The sequence below is a fragment of the Mesorhizobium sp. WSM4814 genome (assembly GCF_055811595.1).
In genome coordinates, this window is record NZ_JBVVQT010000010.1 from 1 (window position 1) to 16,118 (window position 16,118).

Annotated in this window: 21 protein-coding genes; 14 read left to right on the forward strand and 7 right to left on the reverse strand. The window is 63.0% G+C overall.

Annotated features, from left to right (window positions below; genetic code table 11):
* Positions 1–125: 125 nt before the first annotated feature.
* The 7 genes from efp to AC0L2V_RS16715 all read left to right on the forward strand — a co-directional run bounded on the left by efp (position 126) and on the right by AC0L2V_RS16715 (position 6,309).
* A complete protein-coding gene (gene efp, locus AC0L2V_RS16685) occupies positions 126–692 on the forward strand; it encodes an elongation factor P (RefSeq protein WP_023800001.1) in 567 nt (188 codons plus the stop codon).
* Between the two features lie 138 nt (positions 693–830).
* Positions 831–1,631 (forward strand): inositol monophosphatase family protein, encoded by an 801-nt coding sequence (locus AC0L2V_RS16690; protein ID WP_473476266.1) that lies wholly within the window; start codon positions 831–833, stop codon positions 1,629–1,631.
* A gap of 122 nt (positions 1,632–1,753) precedes the next feature.
* Positions 1,754–2,461, forward strand: coding sequence for a PAQR family membrane homeostasis protein TrhA (gene trhA, locus AC0L2V_RS16695; protein ID WP_473520635.1), 708 nt, complete (start codon positions 1,754–1,756; stop codon positions 2,459–2,461).
* 115 nt (positions 2,462–2,576) lie between these two features.
* Positions 2,577–3,602 (forward strand): MotA/TolQ/ExbB proton channel family protein, encoded by a 1,026-nt coding sequence (locus AC0L2V_RS16700; protein ID WP_473520636.1) that lies wholly within the window; start codon positions 2,577–2,579, stop codon positions 3,600–3,602.
* Position 3,603: 1 nt separating this feature from the next.
* Positions 3,604–4,635, forward strand: coding sequence for a peptidoglycan -binding protein (locus AC0L2V_RS16705; protein WP_023800005.1), 1,032 nt, complete (start codon positions 3,604–3,606; stop codon positions 4,633–4,635).
* A gap of 197 nt (positions 4,636–4,832) precedes the next feature.
* Positions 4,833–5,773, forward strand: a protein-coding gene (locus AC0L2V_RS16710; protein ID WP_473520637.1) for an IS630 family transposase whose coding sequence is annotated in 2 segments (ribosomal slippage) — positions 4,833–5,181 and positions 5,181–5,773 — 942 coding nt in all. Because the reading frame shifts where the segments join, the coding sequence is not laid out codon by codon here.
* A 137-nt stretch (positions 5,774–5,910) separates the two neighbouring features.
* Positions 5,911–6,309, forward strand: a complete 399-nt coding sequence (locus AC0L2V_RS16715; RefSeq protein WP_473520638.1) for a hypothetical protein — start codon at positions 5,911–5,913, stop codon at positions 6,307–6,309.
* Between the two features lie 121 nt (positions 6,310–6,430).
* Here AC0L2V_RS16715 and AC0L2V_RS16720 read toward each other — a convergent pair whose 3' ends face one another.
* A complete protein-coding gene (locus AC0L2V_RS16720; RefSeq protein ID WP_473520639.1) occupies positions 6,431–6,784 on the reverse strand; it encodes a DUF1304 domain-containing protein in 354 nt (117 codons plus the stop codon).
* 188 nt (positions 6,785–6,972) lie between these two features.
* Between AC0L2V_RS16720 and AC0L2V_RS16725 the strand changes: the two genes are divergently transcribed.
* Positions 6,973–8,472 carry a carboxypeptidase M32 gene (locus AC0L2V_RS16725; protein ID WP_473520640.1) on the forward strand — a complete coding sequence of 500 codons (1,500 nt, stop codon included), beginning with the start codon at positions 6,973–6,975 and terminating at the stop codon, positions 8,470–8,472.
* 93 nt (positions 8,473–8,565) lie between these two features.
* Here the strand turns inward: AC0L2V_RS16725 and AC0L2V_RS16730 are convergent, their stop codons facing one another.
* Positions 8,566–10,368, reverse strand: coding sequence for an ABC transporter transmembrane domain-containing protein (locus AC0L2V_RS16730; protein WP_473520641.1), 1,803 nt, complete (start codon positions 10,366–10,368; stop codon positions 8,566–8,568).
* Positions 10,369–10,403: 35 nt separating this feature from the next.
* Positions 10,404–10,592, reverse strand: a complete 189-nt coding sequence (locus AC0L2V_RS16735; protein WP_139172593.1) for a hypothetical protein — start codon at positions 10,590–10,592, stop codon at positions 10,404–10,406.
* On the opposite strand from AC0L2V_RS16735, the gene rpmE reads away from it, so the two are divergent.
* Complete coding sequence (rpmE, locus tag AC0L2V_RS16740) at positions 10,575–10,796, forward strand: 50S ribosomal protein L31 (RefSeq protein WP_006327661.1); 222 nt, start codon at positions 10,575–10,577, stop codon at positions 10,794–10,796. The two genes, AC0L2V_RS16735 and rpmE, sit on opposite strands and share 18 nt — an antisense overlap.
* Positions 10,797–10,865: 69 nt before the next feature.
* On the opposite strand, the gene AC0L2V_RS16745 is transcribed toward rpmE, so the two are convergent.
* Positions 10,866–11,507 carry a TetR family transcriptional regulator gene (locus tag AC0L2V_RS16745; RefSeq protein ID WP_473520642.1) on the reverse strand — a complete coding sequence of 214 codons (642 nt, stop codon included), beginning with the start codon at positions 11,505–11,507 and terminating at the stop codon, positions 10,866–10,868.
* A 112-nt stretch (positions 11,508–11,619) separates the two neighbouring features.
* Here AC0L2V_RS16745 and AC0L2V_RS16750 point away from each other — a divergent pair, with 112 nt between their 5' ends.
* Positions 11,620–12,453 carry an NAD(P)H-binding protein gene (locus AC0L2V_RS16750; protein ID WP_473520643.1) on the forward strand — a complete coding sequence of 278 codons (834 nt, stop codon included), beginning with the start codon at positions 11,620–11,622 and terminating at the stop codon, positions 12,451–12,453.
* Between the two features lies 1 nt (position 12,454).
* A complete protein-coding gene (locus tag AC0L2V_RS16755) occupies positions 12,455–12,934 on the forward strand; it encodes an anthrone oxygenase family protein (protein WP_128181530.1) in 480 nt (159 codons plus the stop codon).
* Positions 12,935–12,963: 29 nt separating this feature from the next.
* Here the strand turns inward: AC0L2V_RS16755 and AC0L2V_RS16760 are convergent, their stop codons facing one another.
* From AC0L2V_RS16760 to AC0L2V_RS16770, 3 genes are all read right to left on the reverse strand, one after another.
* Positions 12,964–13,275 (reverse strand): Rdx family protein, encoded by a 312-nt coding sequence (locus AC0L2V_RS16760; RefSeq protein ID WP_473520644.1) that lies wholly within the window; start codon positions 13,273–13,275, stop codon positions 12,964–12,966.
* 128 nt (positions 13,276–13,403) lie between these two features.
* Complete coding sequence (locus AC0L2V_RS16765; RefSeq protein ID WP_023800014.1) at positions 13,404–14,153, reverse strand: YebC/PmpR family DNA-binding transcriptional regulator; 750 nt, start codon at positions 14,151–14,153, stop codon at positions 13,404–13,406.
* Between the two features lie 226 nt (positions 14,154–14,379).
* Positions 14,380–14,703 carry an ArsR/SmtB family transcription factor gene (locus AC0L2V_RS16770; protein ID WP_023800015.1) on the reverse strand — a complete coding sequence of 108 codons (324 nt, stop codon included), beginning with the start codon at positions 14,701–14,703 and terminating at the stop codon, positions 14,380–14,382.
* 51 nt (positions 14,704–14,754) lie between these two features.
* Here AC0L2V_RS16770 and AC0L2V_RS16775 point away from each other — a divergent pair, with 51 nt between their 5' ends.
* From AC0L2V_RS16775 to AC0L2V_RS16785, 3 genes are read left to right on the forward strand one after another with little or no spacing between them, the layout of a single operon-like run.
* Entirely contained in the window at positions 14,755–15,237 is a 483-nt protein-coding gene (locus AC0L2V_RS16775) for an SRPBCC domain-containing protein (protein ID WP_473520645.1), read from the forward strand.
* Between the two features lie 16 nt (positions 15,238–15,253).
* A complete protein-coding gene (locus AC0L2V_RS16780; protein ID WP_473520646.1) occupies positions 15,254–15,616 on the forward strand; it encodes a VOC family protein in 363 nt (120 codons plus the stop codon).
* A 27-nt stretch (positions 15,617–15,643) separates the two neighbouring features.
* The gene (locus tag AC0L2V_RS16785; protein ID WP_473520647.1) at positions 15,644–16,114 is read left to right on the forward strand and encodes an SRPBCC family protein; all 471 of its coding nucleotides are present in this window, start codon (positions 15,644–15,646) and stop codon (positions 16,112–16,114) included.
* Positions 16,115–16,118: the final 4 nt, after the last annotated feature.

Genomic DNA, 16,118 nt, shown 5'->3' on the forward strand with positions numbered 1-16,118 from the left:
CTCTTGCCCACTCCCCCTCTTGCCCAATCCCCCTCTTGCCCAATCGCTTGCCTCTCCTGGCGATTTGTGGTCTTGGAGGCGCCAAATCGCTTTCGTCGCGAAATCTCATTCCGGATCACATCATCATGGCCAAGATCAATGGCAACGAAATCCGTCCCGGCAACGTCATCGAGCACGATGGCGGCCTGTGGGTGGCGGTCAGAACCAACGCTGTCAAACCAGGCAAGGGCGGCGCCTATAATCAGGTCGAGCTGAAGAACCTGATCAACGGCACCAAGCTCAATGAGCGTTTCCGCTCGGCCGAGACAGTCGAGCAGATCCGACTGGAGATGAAGGATTTCTCCTTCCTCTACGAACAGGGCGAAGCGCTGGTGTTCATGGACACCGAAAGCTACGAGCAGCTTGAATTGCAAAAGGATTTCGTCGGCGATCGCGCTGCCTTCCTGCAGGACGGCATGATGGTGACGGTCCAGCTCTATGACGAAAGGCCGATCGGCATTTCGCTGCCCGACCAGGTGACGCTGACGATCACCGAGGCCGACCCGGTGGTGAAGGGCCAGACCGCCGCCTCGTCCTATAAGCCGGCGATGCTGGAAAACGGCATTCGCGTGCTGGTGCCGCCTTTCATCGGCTCGGGCGAGCGTATCATCGTCGACACCAACGAAATCACTTATGTGCGCCGCGCCGACTAAGGCATGATCCCGAAAAGTTGCAGACTTTTTTGGACAAGATCATGTCTCAAAGCAAATAGCATCATCCCAAAAAGTTGCAGACTTTTTGGACAAGATCATGCCTCAAGGCAAATAGGCGCAGCGGCAGGAAGAAGAGCAATGGCGCGTTCCGCGATCCTCAATGTCATGGTCCAGGCCGCTATGAAGGCCGGGCGCTCGCTGTCGCGGGATTTCGGCGAAGTGCAGAACCTGCAGGTCTCGATGAAGGGGCCGGGCGACTATGTCAGCCAGGCTGACCGCAAGGCAGAAGAAATCCTCTTCACCGAGCTGTCGAAGGCGCGGCCGGGCTATGCCTTCCTGATGGAGGAGCGCGGCCTGATCGAAGGCGACGACAGCCAGCACCGCTGGATCGTCGACCCGCTCGACGGCACCACCAATTTCCTGCACGGCATTCCGCTCTTCGCCATCTCGATCGCGCTGGAGCGCCAGGGCCAGATCGTCGCCGGTGTCGTCTACAATCCGGCGATGGACGAACTCTACACCGCCGAGCGCGGTGGCGGCGCATTCATGAACGACCGCCGGCTGCGGGTTGCCGGCCGCACCAAGCTGATCGACACGGTGATCGGCTGCGGCGTGCCGCATCTCGGCCGCGGCCAACATGGCAATTTCCTGATCGAGCTGCGCAACGTGATGGCCGAAGTTTCGGGCGTGCGCCGCCTCGGCTCCGCCTCGCTCGATCTCGCCTACGTCGCTGCCGGCCGCATGGACGGGTTCTGGGAAACCGGCCTGTCGGCCTGGGACGTCGCCGCCGGCATCCTGCTGATCCGCGAGGCTGGCGGCTTCATCTCCGACTTCGCCGGCGGGCAGAACATGCTGGATGGCGGCTCGATCATCGCCGGCAACGAGACCATCCAGCGTGCGCTGTTGAAGACCGTCAGGAAGCCGGTGACGCCGCGCTAGACGTGATCCCGAAGAAGCATGAACCCGGACCTGGCGCGCTGAACCGCCGCAGTCGCAAAACCGCAACGAAAGCTTGAAATGCTGTCCGGCATCCGCCCAAATAGGCGGATGCAGGATCCTTCATGACGCATATCGGCCCGGAATCCCAGATCGAGATACCCCAGATCGAAATCCCGTTCATGGGACGCTGGCACTATTCGCGCGCCGAAATGATCGCCGACGGCATCGTCCATGCGGTGGGCATCGTGCTCGCCATTGCTGCCGGCTCGACGCTGCTGGCGCTGGCTGCCTTCCATACCGGTCCGGGCGAATATATCGCCGCCGCTTTCTACGTGATTTCGCTGCTCACCGTGCTGTCGGTGTCGCTGGCCTACAATCTGTGGCCGGTGTCGTCGCCAGCCAAGTGGATATTGCGGCGCTTCGACCATGCCGCGATCTATCTGCTGATCGCCGCGACCTACACGCCTTTTCTCGCCCAGCTCGACGGCTCGCCGCTGGCCATCTCGATGATCGTCCTGGTTTGGGTCGCGGCAGCGATCGGCATCGCCATCAAAGTGCTTCTTCCCGGTCGCTTCGACCGGCTGGCGGTCGTCTTCTATCTCGCCATCGGCTGGAGCGGCATCGTTCTGGTCGAGCCGCTCGTCGAGACATTGCCGACGACATCGATCGCGCTGATCGTTGCCGGCGGCATCGTCTATTCCTGCGGCGTCATCTTCTTCGCCTGGAAGGGCCTGCGCTTCCACAATGCGCTGTGGCACGGCTTTGTCGTCACCGGCGCCGGCCTGCATCTTGCCGCCATGGTCGACTGCCTGGTCATCAAGCGACTCTAACGCAATGGTCTGCTTGGCAATATTGCCAAGCGCCATTCAATTTGGTCACAATTGCGTTTAGAGTCGCCGTCAAACGTGAATTGGCGGCGGCGGCGGCATCGGAAACGGGGCACGGATGGCTTTTTTCAAATCCTTCGGCATGGGCAGGCGCTCCGACGTGCTGATGTACGATCCGCACAAATTGTCGAGCCCGCAGGTCTTTCTCCTGACCATGGTCATCTTCCTGATGATCGTCGCTTTCATCGCCGCCATCCTGACCCGGCAGATCTCGACAGCCTTCGCCACCAATCCCGGTCTCAACGGCCTGATCGTCGGCGTGCTTGCGGTCGGCATCCTGCTGGCCTTCGCGCAGGTCGGCCGGCTGTTTCGCGAAGTGCGCTGGGTCAACTCTTTTCGGGCCGGCTCCGAAACCACCGAACCGGTGCTGCTGGCGCCGATGAAGGCGATGATCGGCCGCTCGCCGACGATCGCCTTCTCGACCAGCTCGATGCGCACCATGCTCGATTCGATCGCCACCCGCCTCGACGAAAGCCGCGACACCTCGCGCTATCTTGTCGGGCTGCTGGTGTTCCTCGGCCTGCTTGGCACCTTCTGGGGCCTGCTCAACACGATCGGCTCGATCCGCGAGACGATCGGCTCGCTCGATCCCGGCACCGGCGATGCCGCTGCCGTGCTCGAATCCCTGAAGGCCGGGCTTGCCGCGCCGCTGGCCGGCATGGGCACCGCCTTCTCGTCGTCGCTGTTCGGCCTGTCCGGTTCCCTGGTGCTCGGCTTCCTCGACCTGCAGGCTGGCCGCGCCCAGACACGCTTCTACACCGAGCTCGAAAACTGGCTATCCTCGGTCACCGACCTGTCCTCCGACATCGTTGTCGCCGAACCGCCCAGGGCCGAGTCCTCCGACGAGATCCGCGTCCTGTCGGAAAGACTGCGCAGCATGCAAGAGAGCGGCGGTGGCGCCAATCCGCGTGTCGCCACCGCCATGGCCAACCTTGCCGACGGCATTTCGGGTCTGGTCAAGAACATGCGCTCGGAGCAGCAGATCATGCGCGACTGGGTCGAGGCCCAGTCGGACGAGCAGAAGGCGATGCGCAACACTCTGGAGAAGATTGCGGACGCCTTGAAGAAGACTGGAGTCCATTAGCATGGCTCTCGCCAGGAGCCGGCGTGCCGATCGCCGTATCGATTACTGGCCGGGCTTCGTCGACGCGCTGTCGACGTTGCTGCTCGCGATCATGTTCCTGCTTACCGTCTTCGTGCTGGCGCAGTTCCTGCTCGGCCGCGAAATCTCCGGCAAGGACACGGTGCTCAACCGCCTCAATTCGCAGATCAACGAACTGACCCAGCTTCTGGCGCTGGAGCGTTCGACAACGCAGGACAAGGAAGATTCGCTCGCCAATTTGCAGGCGTCGCTGTCGGCGTCGGAGGCGGAAAAGAGCCGGCTCGAGCAATTGCTGGCGCAAGGCGCCGGTGCCGGCGACGCCGCCAACCAGCGGGCCACGGCGCTGTCGGGCGAACTCGACAACCAGCGCCAGATCAGCCAGCAGGCGCTGAGCCAGGTTGAAATCCTCAACCAGCAGATCTCGGCGCTGCGCAGACAGATCGGAGCGCTCGAAGAAGCGCTCAACGTGTCGGAAGCGCGCGATCGCGAGTCCAACACCAAGATCGCCGATCTCGGCCGCCGCCTGAACGTCGCGTTGGCGCAACGTGTGCAGGAACTGAACCGCTACCGGTCCGACTTCTTCGGGCGCCTGCGCGAAATCCTCGCCGACCGCGAGAACATCCGCATCGTCGGCGACCGTTTCGTCTTCCAGTCGGAAGTGCTTTTCCCGACAGGCTCCGAAGTGATCAACGATGCCGGCAAGGACGAGATGAAGAAGCTCGCCGACGCCATCATCGACCTGCAGAAGGAGATCCCGCCGGAGATCAACTGGGTGCTGCGCGTCGACGGCCACACCGACGACAAGCCGCTGTCGGGCACCGGCCGCTACCGCGACAATTGGGAATTGTCGACGGCGCGCTCGACCTCGGTGGTGAAGTTCCTGATCGAGAACGGCGTGCCGGCCAACCGCCTGGTTGCCGCCGGCTTCGGCGAATTCCAGCCGCTCGACCCCGCCGACACCGAAGACGCGCGCAACAAGAACCGCCGCATCGAGCTGAAACTGACCGAGCGCTGATCGCCCCGGCTCCAGGCGGCGGCCGCACGTAGGGCGGCGATGCAGACTAGCAAGGCCTGAAAAGATTACCTTTTTTTGATTACACTTTGCCGAGGATCCCTCCTAGAGCGGGATGAATTGAGGCTGAATCGAAAGGGGATTCCCGAAGGCGAGCAAATCAGATTCAACCTGCTGGCTGGGTCAGGAGGCCAGCATGGATGGGCAAGCCTTATTCGATGGATCTTCGCACGCGGGTGGTAGCGTCGGTTGAGCAGGAGGGCCTGTCGCGACGTCAGGCGGCAGAGCGCTACGGGGTTGGAATCAGCACGGTCATCCGATGGGTACGCCGCTTGCGCGAAACGAGCAGCCTTGCGCCCGGCAAGATGGGTGGGCACAGGCCGAAGAAGATTGCTGGAGAGCATCGGGAGTGGCTGTTGGTGCGCTGCCGGGCGGCGGAGTTCACACTGCGCGGTCTTGTGGCCGAGCTTGGCGAGCGCGCCCTGAAGGTCGATTACCGCTCGGTGTGGGAGTTCGTCCATGCCGAGAAGCTCAGTCACAAAAAAAGGCGCTGATCGCGGCTGAGCAGGATCGCCCCGATGTGGCGCGCAGGCGAGCACAGTGGGCAAAGTATCAGGACCGCATCGATCCTTCCCGCCTGGTCTTCATCGATGAGACCTGGACCAAGACCAATATGGCGCCGCTCAGAGGATGGGCGCCTCGTGGCCAAAGGCTCAGGGCCAAGGTGCCGCACGGCCATTGGAAGACCATGACCTTCTTGGCGGCGCTGCGCCACGACCGCGTCGATGCACCATGGCTGATCGACGGACCGATCAACGGCGAGCGTTTCCAGCTCTATGTCGACAAGGTTCTCGTCCCCACCCTCAAGCCCGATGACATCGTCATCATGGACAATCTCGGTTCGCACAAGGGCAAGGCCGTGCGCCGTGCCATCCGCTCGGCCGGCGCCAGGCTGTTCTTGCTGCCCAAATACTCCCCCGACCTCAACCCTATTGAGAAATTCTTCGCCAAGCACTGGCTGCGCAAGGCTGCCAGGCGAACAGTCGAGACCGTCTGTGACGCTATCGGCCAAATCCTCGGCACTGTCACCTCAACCGAATGCACAAACTACTTCATCGAGGCCGGTTATGCGCCAAACTAAATTCATCCCGCTCTAGCTGTCATGGGGCCGAGAACCGCCGGCGGTGGAAGCGTCCATCGCGGCCCGACGGAACCGACGGCCCACGGCCGGAAGGTGGCCCTCCCAATCGCCGCCTCCCCTGTAAAAGGAGACGCAACATGCGCTCTTTCACTCCCAAGACCTTCAGGACTGCAACGCTCGCCGCACTTCTCGTCACCGTCCCGCTTGCTGGCGCCGACGCCGGCCCGCATGAGGCAGCTTTGATCAACCAGATAGAGAGCGTGGATACCGGTATCCGAGGCGCCATGCAGGCGAACAGGATCAAGCTGGACGAAGCGCGTGGCTTGCGCACGCAGGTCGCTCAACTTGATCGGGCCGCGCAGAGGGCCGCGCGAGATGGAACGATGCCGGCCACGCAATATCATCAATTGCTGGCTGAGCTCGATCATGTCAGCCAAAGGCTGCGGGCTGCCACCGGCAGCGCCTTCCTCATCGGCAGCGGTGGCGATGGCGGGTACTATCCGAACGGCTACGGCCCAAACTATCCAAAAGGCTGAAATCATCCATTACAGCGCCGCACTTTGATCTTGCGCATGATCTGTTGATCTTGCGCAAGATCCGTTCCGCACCGAAGCCCCAGGCAGGAAGCGTTTCCAAAAATCGAGTCCGATTTCGGGGTTATGCGCCCAGCCAAACTGCGACCAGAGCAACGGCAGCGGGCACGGTTTGGACGTAGAGGATTTTCCTGCCGACCGTCGCCGCGCCGTAGAGGCCGGCGATGGCGACGCAGAGCAGGAAAAACACCTTGATCTGGAAACCAGCCGCGCCGAGGTAAAGCCCCCAGATCAGCCCGGCGGCGAGAAAGCCGTTGTAGAGTCCCTGGTTGGCCGCAAGCACTTTCGATGCGCTGGCGAATTCCGGCGTCAGTTTGAACGCCTTGTGGCCGCGCGGCGTGTCCCACAGCACCATCTCCAGATAGACGATGTAAAGGTGGATCAGCGCCACCAACCCGACCAGCACATTGGCGATCATGCTTCGTCTCCCCGATGCGACGCGCCGCCGCCTCGCGACATTGATCACGCACGCCACCGCTCCCGCAAGACCCATTGCAGCGTGCATCCTGGCCAGCAACCATGTGCCCATCGCGAACCGCCTTTCAGGGTTGCCAATATCAGCGCATTGGTATCTTTTCCCGCCGTTCAAATTCCGCGGAAGCCACAATGTCCTTTCAAAAACTCGACGACCTCGGCCACAAGCTTGAAGCACTGGAGCATGCGCTCGCCATTCTCGGCGCCGACGAGGCGACCCACATGGCCGTCGGCGGCGGCGAAAAGCGCGCCGAGGCGATGTCGGCGCTGGCCGGCATGCATCACGCCAGAGCGACAGCGCCGGAGATCGCCGACTGGATCGCAGCGGCCGAACAGGAAACGCTGAACGAAGAACAGCAGGCAGCGGTCAAGGAATTCCGACGGCAATACACCAACCTGACCTGCCTGCCGGTCGAATTCGTCGAGCGCCAAACCACCGCCCGGATGCGCTCCGAGCAGTTGTGGCGCGACTTGCGTGCAAAGAACGACTGGGCCGGCTTTTTGCCGGCGCTAGAAGGCGTCGTCGCACTGGTGCGCGAGGAAGCAGCCCTTCGCGCCGACGTGCTCGGCCTTGATCCCTACGACGCGCTGATGGAGCAGTACGATCCCGGCAACCGCGCCGCCGACATCACGCCGGTCTTCGCCGAGTTGAAGACGTTCCTGCGGGATTTCGTACCGGAGGCATTGGCGGTGCAGGATGAGCGGCTGGCGAAACATCCGCTAAAACCGCTTTCGGGCAGCTATGCGATCGAAAAGCAGCGCGAGCTTGGCCTCGCCATGATGGCGGCGGTCGGCTTCGATCTCACCCACGGCTCGCTGTCGGTATCGCATCATCCGTTCTGCGGCGGCGTGCCGAGCGACGTGCGCATCACCACCCGCTACAAGACCTCCGATTTCCTGTCGGCGCTGATGGGCGTGCTGCACGAGACCGGCCATGCGCTTTACGAGCAGAACCTGCCGCAGGCGTGGGCGCACTGGCCGCTCGGCAAGGCGCGCGGCATGGCTGTGCATGAAAGCCAGAGCCTGTTCGTCGAGAAACAGATCGGCCGCAACCCCGAATTCTGGCGCTGGGCGCTGCCGGTGGTCGAAAAGCACCTCGGCGAGACCTGGTCGATCGAAGACATCCTGCCGCATGTGCACCGGGTCGAGCGCGGGCTGATCCGTGTCGACGCCGACGAGGTGACCTATCCGCTGCACGTCATCCTGCGCTACGAGCTGGAGCAGGAGCTTGTCTTAGGGCGGCTCGAGGCCGCCGACCTGCCCGAGGCCTGGGACGCCAAGATGCGCGACTATCTCGGCCTGTCGACATCAGACAACCCGGCCGACGGGCCGATGCAGGACGTGCACTGGCCGGGTGCTGCCTTCGGCTATTTTCCGTCTTATACGCTGGGCGCGATGATGGCGGCGCAGCAATGGGCCGCCTTGACCAGAGAGCATCCCTCGGCCGACGCAGACCTCGCCAAGGGAAATTTCGCGGCGATCAACGACTGGCGCCGTGAAAAGATCTGGTCGCAAGGCTCGCGCTGGTCGACGCCCGAACTGCTCGAACGCGCCACCGGCGAGAAGCTCAACGCCACGCATTTCACCGAGCATTTGCGCAAGCGCTATGGGGAGGTGCTGAAGGGCGCCTGACATATTTTCAAGCGCATCGAACGCGGCGGCACTTTCGTCGCCGCCGACCAGCGCCATTTGCAAAAGACGAAGCCGTTTGGCAGCGTCGTCCTACTACTCCGCGGCGCCTCTGAAGGCGTTCGCCCCGGTTTCGAATTGCAGCTTGGCCAGCCGCGCATAGATGCCGCCCTTGGCGACGAGGCTCTGGTGGGTGCCTTCCTCGACGATGCAGCCGCCATCCATGACCAGGATCCGGTCCGCCTTCAGCACCGTCGCCAGCCGGTGGGCGATGACGATCGTGGTGCGGTCCTGCATCAGCCGCTCCAGCGCCGTCTGCACCAGCGTCTCGCTTTCGGCGTCCAGTGCCGAGGTTGCCTCGTCGAGCAGCAGGATCGGCGCATCGCGCAGTATCGCGCGGGCAATCGCCACGCGCTGGCGCTGGCCGCCGGACAAGGTCACGCCGCGCTCGCCGACCTGGCTGTCATAGCCTTTCTCGAGTTTCAGGATGAACTCGTCGGCAAGCGCATCCCTGGCCGCCGCCTCGATCTCGGCCTGGCTGGCGTCCGGACGGCCGAAGCCGATATTGTCGCGGGCGCTGGCCGCGAAGATGGTGACGTCCTGCGGCACGATGGCGATTCGCTCTCGGATGGCGACGGGGTCGGCCTCGCGCACATTGACGCCGTCGATCATGATCTTGCCGGTCTCGGGGTCGTAGAAGCGCAAAAGCAGCGAAAAGACGGTGCTCTTGCCGGCACCCGACGGGCCGACGATCGCCACCGTCTCGCCGGGCTTGACCTGGAAACTCAGGCCGTGGACGGCAGCGCGGTCGGGCCCGGCCGGATAGGAGAAGGACACATCGTCGAAACTGATTGCGCCTCTGGCCGTCGCCGGCAGCAGTTTCGGATGCGCGGGGGCCTGGATCGCGGGCTTCTCGGCCAGGATCTCGGTCAGCCGTTCGGCAGCGCCCGCCGCCTGGGAAAGCTCGCCCCACACTTCCGACAGCGCGCCAAGCGCGCCGGCGGCGAACACCGAATAGAGCAGGAACTGTCCGAGCGTGCCCGGCGACAGCGTGCCGTCGAGCACGTCGCGCGAACCGAACCACAGCACCGCCACCACCGAGGAAAAAATCATGAAGATGGCGAAGAAGGTGAGGAAGGAGCGGGCAAAGATCGAGGACCGCGCCGCCTCGAAAGCCGCTTCCACGGCAGCTGAAAAATGCCCGGTGACCAGCTTCTCATTGGTGAAGGCCTGCAGCGTGCGCACCGCGCCGATCTGCTCGCTGGCATAGGCCGTGGCGTCGGCCAGTGTGTCCTGCGCCAGCCGCGATTTGCGCCGCACCGAGCGGCCGAAGGCGACCAGCGGCAGCACGATCACCGGAATGGCGGCGATGACGAGGCCCGACAGTTTCGGGCTGGTGAAGACCATCATAGCCACGGCGCCAAGCCCAAGAATGACGTTGCGCAGCGCTACCGATGCGGTGGCACCGACCGCCGACTTGACCTGCGTCGTGTCGGCGGCGAGCCGCGAGACGATCTCGCCCGACTGTGCGGTATCGAAAAAGGATGGCGACAGCGTCGTGACATGGCGGAAGACGTCGCTGCGGATGTCGGCGACGACGCGCTCGCCCAGCGTGATGACGAAATAATAGCGGCTGGCCGACGCCGCAGCGAGCAAGGCAGCCATCACCACGAGCATGGCGAAATACTCGGCGATGAAAATGGAATCGGAATCGGAAAAGCCATGGTCGATCATGCGCCGCACGGCCAGCGGCAGCGCCAGCGTCGTCGCCGCAGCAACGGTCAGCGAGACGACCGCGCCAATGACCATTTTCCGGTAGCGGGTGATGTAGGGGAACAGGCGCCGCAGCGGCTTGAGCGAGCGCCTACGCTCGTCTGCATCGCCGCTGGTGTGCGCCATGACCGTTTCCTCTGGCCGCCTTCTGGGCATGCGCCTCAATATGCGCTTACCGCGGCCTTGTGATTCAATTCCGGCTGATGTATAGGCTCGCCGACCGTTTTTAAAAGCCGTGGCTCCTCAATAGCTGCGGCTTCGAGTTTTAAAAAGGGGCGCATCGACGCAGGCTTTACGCCCGTCAGCGGCGCCAGCGAACCAGGAATAGCACAATGAAGACCGATATCCATCCCGACTACCACACCATCAAGGTCGTCATGACCGACGGCACCGAATACATGACCCGTTCGACCTGGGGCAAGGAAGGCGATACGATGAACCTCGACATCGACCCGACCACCCATCCGGCCTGGACCGGCGGCCAGCAGACCCTGCTCGACCGCGGCGGCCGCCTGTCGAAGTTCAAGAAGCGTTTCGAAGGTTTTGGGCTCTAAGCCGTAAGCCTTTTTCGGATCAGAAGGAACCCGCCCTCGTGGCGGGTTTTTTCTTGCCGGAATGCGGCTCTATTCGTCGACCAGTTCGCGCAGCGCCATGCGCTTGTAGGCGGCGACCAGGTCGTCGCCTTCCTTTCGACCGACCGAGATCGCCAGCCGCATGGTGGCCTCGCCCATCTGCCAGATGAGAAACGCCGTCGTTTCCAGCGCCGCCGGATCGGCGGTGGGCCGCAGCCGCTTCAGCACCGCGGTGAGGAATTCGGCGTTGGCCCGGCTGTCGGCGAGTTCGAGTTCGCGCAGCGCCTTGTCGGCCTGTGTGCCCGACCAGATGTCGCGCATCACCGGCTCGGCCAGGAATAGCCCGTAATAGATATCCACCAGCTCGGAGAATGCCCGCCCCAGCCCTTCGGCGTCGCTAACCGGTGCAAGCGCTGCCGCGATGCAGGCCTGGCTTTCGGAGGTGTGGCGCTCGGCCAGCGCCCAGATGATCGCTCGCTTGTCCGGGAAGAACTGGTAGAGCGAGCCGATCGACACGCCGGCCCGTTCCGCCACCTCGCCCATGCGCATGGCATCGCTGCCTTTCTCGGCGATCAGCGCAGAGGCGGCGGCCAGCATCCGCTCGACCCGCTCGCGGCTGCGCTGCTGGCTGGGCGCCCGGCGCGGCGATGCGATCTGGCCATCCTGTGAACCCGCTACGCTCGAGCCTTCCATCACTGTCTCCTGGCGAATGATCAACAAACTGGCTTGACTCACAAAATACGAGGGTTTATCACGTTTTGCAAATGTGAGGATTACTCATATTTTTGAGCAAAGGAAAATCGCCATGATTGATACAGCAGCAAAACCGATTTTGATCCTCGGCGGCACCGGCAAAACCGGCCGTCGTCTCGCGGACAGGCTGACGGCGCAGGGCCTGCCGGTACGGATCGGCTCGCGCTCGGGCACCCCGCCCTTCGACTGGGAAGACGATACGACCTGGGAACCCGCGCTCGATGGTGTCGGTGCCGCCTACATCAGCTACTATCCCGATCTTGCGGTGCCCGGCGCGGCCGAAGCGGTCGGCGCCTTCGCCAACCTTGCCGTGGCAAGCGGTGTGCGCCGGCTGGTGCTGCTGTCGGGGCGCGGCGAGATCGAAGCGCAACGTGCCGAAGAGATGCTGAAAGCCTCAGGCGCCGACTGGACGATCCTGCGCTGCGCCTGGTTTTCCCAGAATTTCAGCGAGAGTTTTTTGCTCGATCCGCTGCTGGCCGGTGAGGTGGCCTTGCCGGTCGGCACTGTCGGAGAACCGTTCGTCGATGCCGACGACATTGCCGATGCCGCCGTGACGGTGCTTACCCGGCAAGGCCATGTCGGCCAGCTTTACGAGCTGACCGGGCCGCGTCTGCTGAGCTTCGCCGACGCGGTCGCCGAGATCGGCAAGGCGGCCGGCCGCGACATCCGCTTTGTCAGGATTTCGCATGCCGAGTTCACCGCCGCAGTAGCCGGATACGAGTTGCCGGCCGAGTTCGCCTGGCTGCTCAACGAGCTGTTCACCGAGGTGCTCGACGGTCGCAACGAGGCGCTGACCGACGGCGTCGAGCGCGTGCTCGGCCGCGCCCCAAAGGACTTTTCCACCTATGCAACCGAAACCGCTGGTACGGGCAAATGGAGTGACTGACATGATCATGAAACTGCTTCCCAGCCTCACCTTCATCGCCGCGCTCGGCTCGGGCGTCGTCGCTGGTGTCTTCTTCGCCTTCTCCAGCTTCGTCATGCCGGGCCTCGCCCGCATGCCTGCCGTGGGCGGTATCGCCGCCATGAATTCGATCAACGTCACTGCGGTGACGCCGCTGTTCATGACCGCGCTTTTCGGCACCGGGCTGATCTGCCTCGTCCTCGTCGTCGGCGCTGTCATCGGCTGGGGCCAACCGGGCTCGTTGTGGCTTCTCGCCGGCGCCCTGATCTATGTCGTCGGCAACCTGATCGTGACGATGATTTTCAACGTGCCGCTCAACAACGCGCTGGCCGCCGTCGATCCGGCAAGCGCCAACGGCGCCGCCGTTTGGGCCACCTATCTCAGGGACTGGGTGATGTGGAACCACGTCCGCACCATCACCGCCATCGTCGCGCTGGCCTGCTTCATCGTGGCATGGCGGTGAATGAGGGCAGGAAGTTAAAAGACCTTGCGTCAGGCAGAGTCTTTTGACTTGTCGCTCTTGCGGTCGGCATGGCCGAGATCGCGGTCCGGATCGATCACGTCGCGAACCAGTTGCTTAAGCCTTGCGGCATCGGGAAAGCCGCCATCGCGCTTGCGGTCCCAGACCAGTGTCTCGTTGCAGGAAATGGTGAAGATGCCGCCGGTGCCGGGCACCAGCGTGACCTCGCCCAGATCCGTTGCGAAGGTCGACAGCAGCTCCTGCGCCATCCAGCCGGCCCGCAGCAGCCAGTGGCACTGCGCGCAATAGGTGATGCGGACCTGGGGCAACGGCTTTTCGGTCATGTCAGATTGAGCTCCGCTCATATGTCAGATTGAGTTCCGCTCATATCTCAGATTAAGCTCCGCTCGTATCTCGGACTGAGCTGTGCTCATGCCGGACTGAACTCCGCTCATGTCTGGTTGAGTTGTGCTCATGCCGCGCTGAGCTTCGCCATGGTCTCGTCGTCGACCTCGAAATTGGCGTAGACGCTCTGCACGTCGTCATCGTCCTCGAGCGTGGCGACCAACTTCATCAGCGACTGTGCCCGCTCCTCATCGACCGCAATGTTGGTCTGCGGCTTCCAGATCGGCTTCACTGATTCAGCCTCGCCGAGCGCGCCTTCCAGCGCCTTCGACACCTCACCAAGATTCTCGAAGGCGCAATAGATCGTGTGGCCTTCCTCGTCCGACTGGACGTCGTCGGCCCCGGCCTCGATCGCCGCGTCCATGACCTTCTCCGCGCTGCCTACCGATGCCGGATAGAAGATTTCGCCGACACGGTCCCACATGAACGACACCGAGCCGGTTTCCCCCATCGCCCCACCGGCCTTGGTGAAGGCGGCACGCACATTCGACGCCGAGCGGTTGCGGTTGTCGGTCAGCGCCTCGACGATGAGCGCAACGCCGCCTGGCCCGTAGCCTTCGTAACGCACGGCTTCGTAAGTCTCGGCGTCGCCCATCGACGCCTTGTTGATGGCGCGCTGGATGTTGTCTTTCGGCATCGACACCGCCTTGGCGTTCTGCACGGCAAGACGCAGGCGCGGGTTCATCGACGGATCCGGCGTGCCGCTCTTGGCGGCGACGGTTATTTCGCGCGCCAGCTTGGAAAACATTTTCGACCGCACCGCGTCCTGGCGGCCCTTGCGGTGCATGATGTTCTTGAACTGTGAATGGCCAGCCATGGCACCCCTGTCGTTTTCTTGGCAGAGCACCCTGCAGCGAGGTAGTCACCTCGCCTTTGCCAAAATGCTCGAAGTCAAAATTTCAGAACGTCCCTGCTGCGTCCGGATGGACGTACGGCGCTCTATCTCGGAATGGCCGGCTTATAGATAAATCGGCTCAATTCGTCCAGCCGCGCCGTAAGGATGGTGCGGCCATGCAACCGCCAGCTGCTTTTCCTGCGAACGCTCACTCCTCCAGATCGGATCTCAGCCGGTCGAGAATGCTGATCGCATGCGTGGCGTACTGGCTGATCCAGCGGTCGTGGATCTGCTTGATCGGCAGCGCATTGAGATGGTTCCAGCGTTCGCGCCCCTCGCGCCGCGCCACCACCAGGTCGGCTTCCTCCAGCACTTTCAGATGCAGCATGACGGTGCAGCGGTCCATGTCGGGAAAGGCATCGCACAGCATGCCGGTGGTCCGCGGCGCGTCCTTCAGCTCGTCGAGCAGCGCGCGCCGGCGCGGATGCGCCAGCGCCTTGAAAACATTGTCATCCTGCGCCTTGCTTGACATGTTATGTTTTTATAACATAATATCGATCCGATCAAGGAAGGAGCTGTGGATATGTCTCTTGGATTCAGAGTTTCGGGCCGCATCGGCAAACCGGTTGCCGAAGTCTTCGATGCGGTCGTCAATCCGAACAAGCTCAGCGGCTATTTCACCACCATCGGCGGCGCCAGTGCCCCGCTGGTGGCCGGCGCCAGGGTCGTCTGGTGGGGCAAGGTCCCGGTCGAGGTCGACGAGGTGGAGAAAGACAACCGCATCGTGCTGCGCTGGGACGCCACCGACGCCGACGGCAAGCCGGCCTACAAGACGCGCATCGAGATGAATTTCGAGCCGCTGGACGACGGCGGCACCTTCGTCACCATCGCCGAGGCCGGCTGGCACGAGGACGCGGTCGGCCTGAAGAAGTCCTACCTCAATTGCGAGGGCTGGTCGCAGATGCTGGCCTGCATGAAGGCCTATGTCGAATACGGCATCAATTTGCGCGACGGCTACTATCGCAGCGAGATGAATGGCAAGCCCGCCAATGAAGACAATATCTGAGAAGACGGAGGAAAGAATGGCTACGAAAATCACCGGCGGCATCAACATCGCCATGAAAGTGCCGCCCCACCAACACCAGGAGACGATCGCCTTCTACCGCGATGTCGTCGGCCTAAAACCGTTCACGGCCAAGGCGCCGGCCATCGGATTCGAGCTCGGCCCCAGTCGCCTGTGGATCGACGAGGCGCCGATGCTGAGCCAGGCCGAGGTCTGGCTGGAACTGTTCACCGATGATTTTTCGGCCGCCGCCGATCATCTCGCCAAGGCCGGTGTCGTGCGCTGCGACGCCATCGAGGCGCTCGGCGAAGGTTTTCGTGGCGGCTGGATCACCAATCCGGCCAACATCATTCACCTGGTGCGCGAACCCGACGCCTGGTGACGGAGACCTGTTCGGAAGGAGGACGAAATGGACATCCGTGAGATACCGACCGCCGAAGCCGGCATGCTGATCCGACGGCCGGTTGCAGAAGTGTTCGAAGCCATCGTCGATCCGGCGATCACGACGAAGTTCTGGTTCACCCATGGCAGCGACAGGCTCGACAGCGGCAACGAGGTTCGCTGGGAATGGCGGATGTATGGCGTTTCGACGCCGGTCACGGTCAGCGAGATCGTCAGGAACGAAAAGATCGTCATGCAATGGAGCGATCCGCCGACCACGGTGGTCTGGACTTTTACCGAGATGCCGGGCGGCGCGACCTTTGTCGAGGTTCGCAATTTCGGTTTTGCCGGCAGCCCCGATGAGCAGGTCAAGCAGGCGATCGGCTCGACCGAGGGCTTCGCGCTGGTGCTCGCCGGCGCCAAGGCCTGGTTGGAGCAAGGCTTGACGCTTGGCCTGATCGGCGACCGTCATCCGAAGGGCGTGCGGACCCTTAGCTGAAGCG

Coding starts and splice junctions, on each gene's coding strand:
- AC0L2V_RS16720 (WP_473520639.1), bottom strand. CDS start 6,784: ATGATCGCCAATGTGCTGGTCGGGTTGGTGGCGCTGATCCACCTTTAC.
- AC0L2V_RS16785 (WP_473520647.1), top strand. CDS start 15,644: ATGGACATCCGTGAGATACCGACCGCCGAAGCCGGCATGCTGATCCGA.
- rpmE (WP_006327661.1), top strand. CDS start 10,575: ATGAAGACCGATATCCATCCCGACTACCACACCATCAAGGTCGTCATG.
- AC0L2V_RS16730 (WP_473520641.1), bottom strand. CDS start 10,368: ATGGCGCACACCAGCGGCGATGCAGACGAGCGTAGGCGCTCGCTCAAG.
- AC0L2V_RS16765 (WP_023800014.1), bottom strand. CDS start 14,153: ATGGCTGGCCATTCACAGTTCAAGAACATCATGCACCGCAAGGGCCGC.
- AC0L2V_RS16780 (WP_473520646.1), top strand. CDS start 15,254: ATGGCTACGAAAATCACCGGCGGCATCAACATCGCCATGAAAGTGCCG.
- AC0L2V_RS16725 (WP_473520640.1), top strand. CDS start 6,973: ATGTCCTTTCAAAAACTCGACGACCTCGGCCACAAGCTTGAAGCACTG.
- AC0L2V_RS16715 (WP_473520638.1), top strand. CDS start 5,911: ATGCGCTCTTTCACTCCCAAGACCTTCAGGACTGCAACGCTCGCCGCA.
- efp (WP_023800001.1), top strand. CDS start 126: ATGGCCAAGATCAATGGCAACGAAATCCGTCCCGGCAACGTCATCGAG.
- AC0L2V_RS16735 (WP_139172593.1), bottom strand. CDS start 10,592: ATGGATATCGGTCTTCATTGTGCTATTCCTGGTTCGCTGGCGCCGCTG.
- AC0L2V_RS16750 (WP_473520643.1), top strand. CDS start 11,620: ATGATTGATACAGCAGCAAAACCGATTTTGATCCTCGGCGGCACCGGC.
- AC0L2V_RS16775 (WP_473520645.1), top strand. CDS start 14,755: ATGTCTCTTGGATTCAGAGTTTCGGGCCGCATCGGCAAACCGGTTGCC.
- AC0L2V_RS16705 (WP_023800005.1), top strand. CDS start 3,604: ATGGCTCTCGCCAGGAGCCGGCGTGCCGATCGCCGTATCGATTACTGG.
- AC0L2V_RS16700 (WP_473520636.1), top strand. CDS start 2,577: ATGGCTTTTTTCAAATCCTTCGGCATGGGCAGGCGCTCCGACGTGCTG.
- AC0L2V_RS16760 (WP_473520644.1), bottom strand. CDS start 13,275: ATGACCGAAAAGCCGTTGCCCCAGGTCCGCATCACCTATTGCGCGCAG.
- AC0L2V_RS16770 (WP_023800015.1), bottom strand. CDS start 14,703: ATGTCAAGCAAGGCGCAGGATGACAATGTTTTCAAGGCGCTGGCGCAT.
- AC0L2V_RS16755 (WP_128181530.1), top strand. CDS start 12,455: ATGATCATGAAACTGCTTCCCAGCCTCACCTTCATCGCCGCGCTCGGC.
- AC0L2V_RS16745 (WP_473520642.1), bottom strand. CDS start 11,507: ATGGAAGGCTCGAGCGTAGCGGGTTCACAGGATGGCCAGATCGCATCG.
- trhA (WP_473520635.1), top strand. CDS start 1,754: ATGACGCATATCGGCCCGGAATCCCAGATCGAGATACCCCAGATCGAA.
- AC0L2V_RS16690 (WP_473476266.1), top strand. CDS start 831: ATGGCGCGTTCCGCGATCCTCAATGTCATGGTCCAGGCCGCTATGAAG.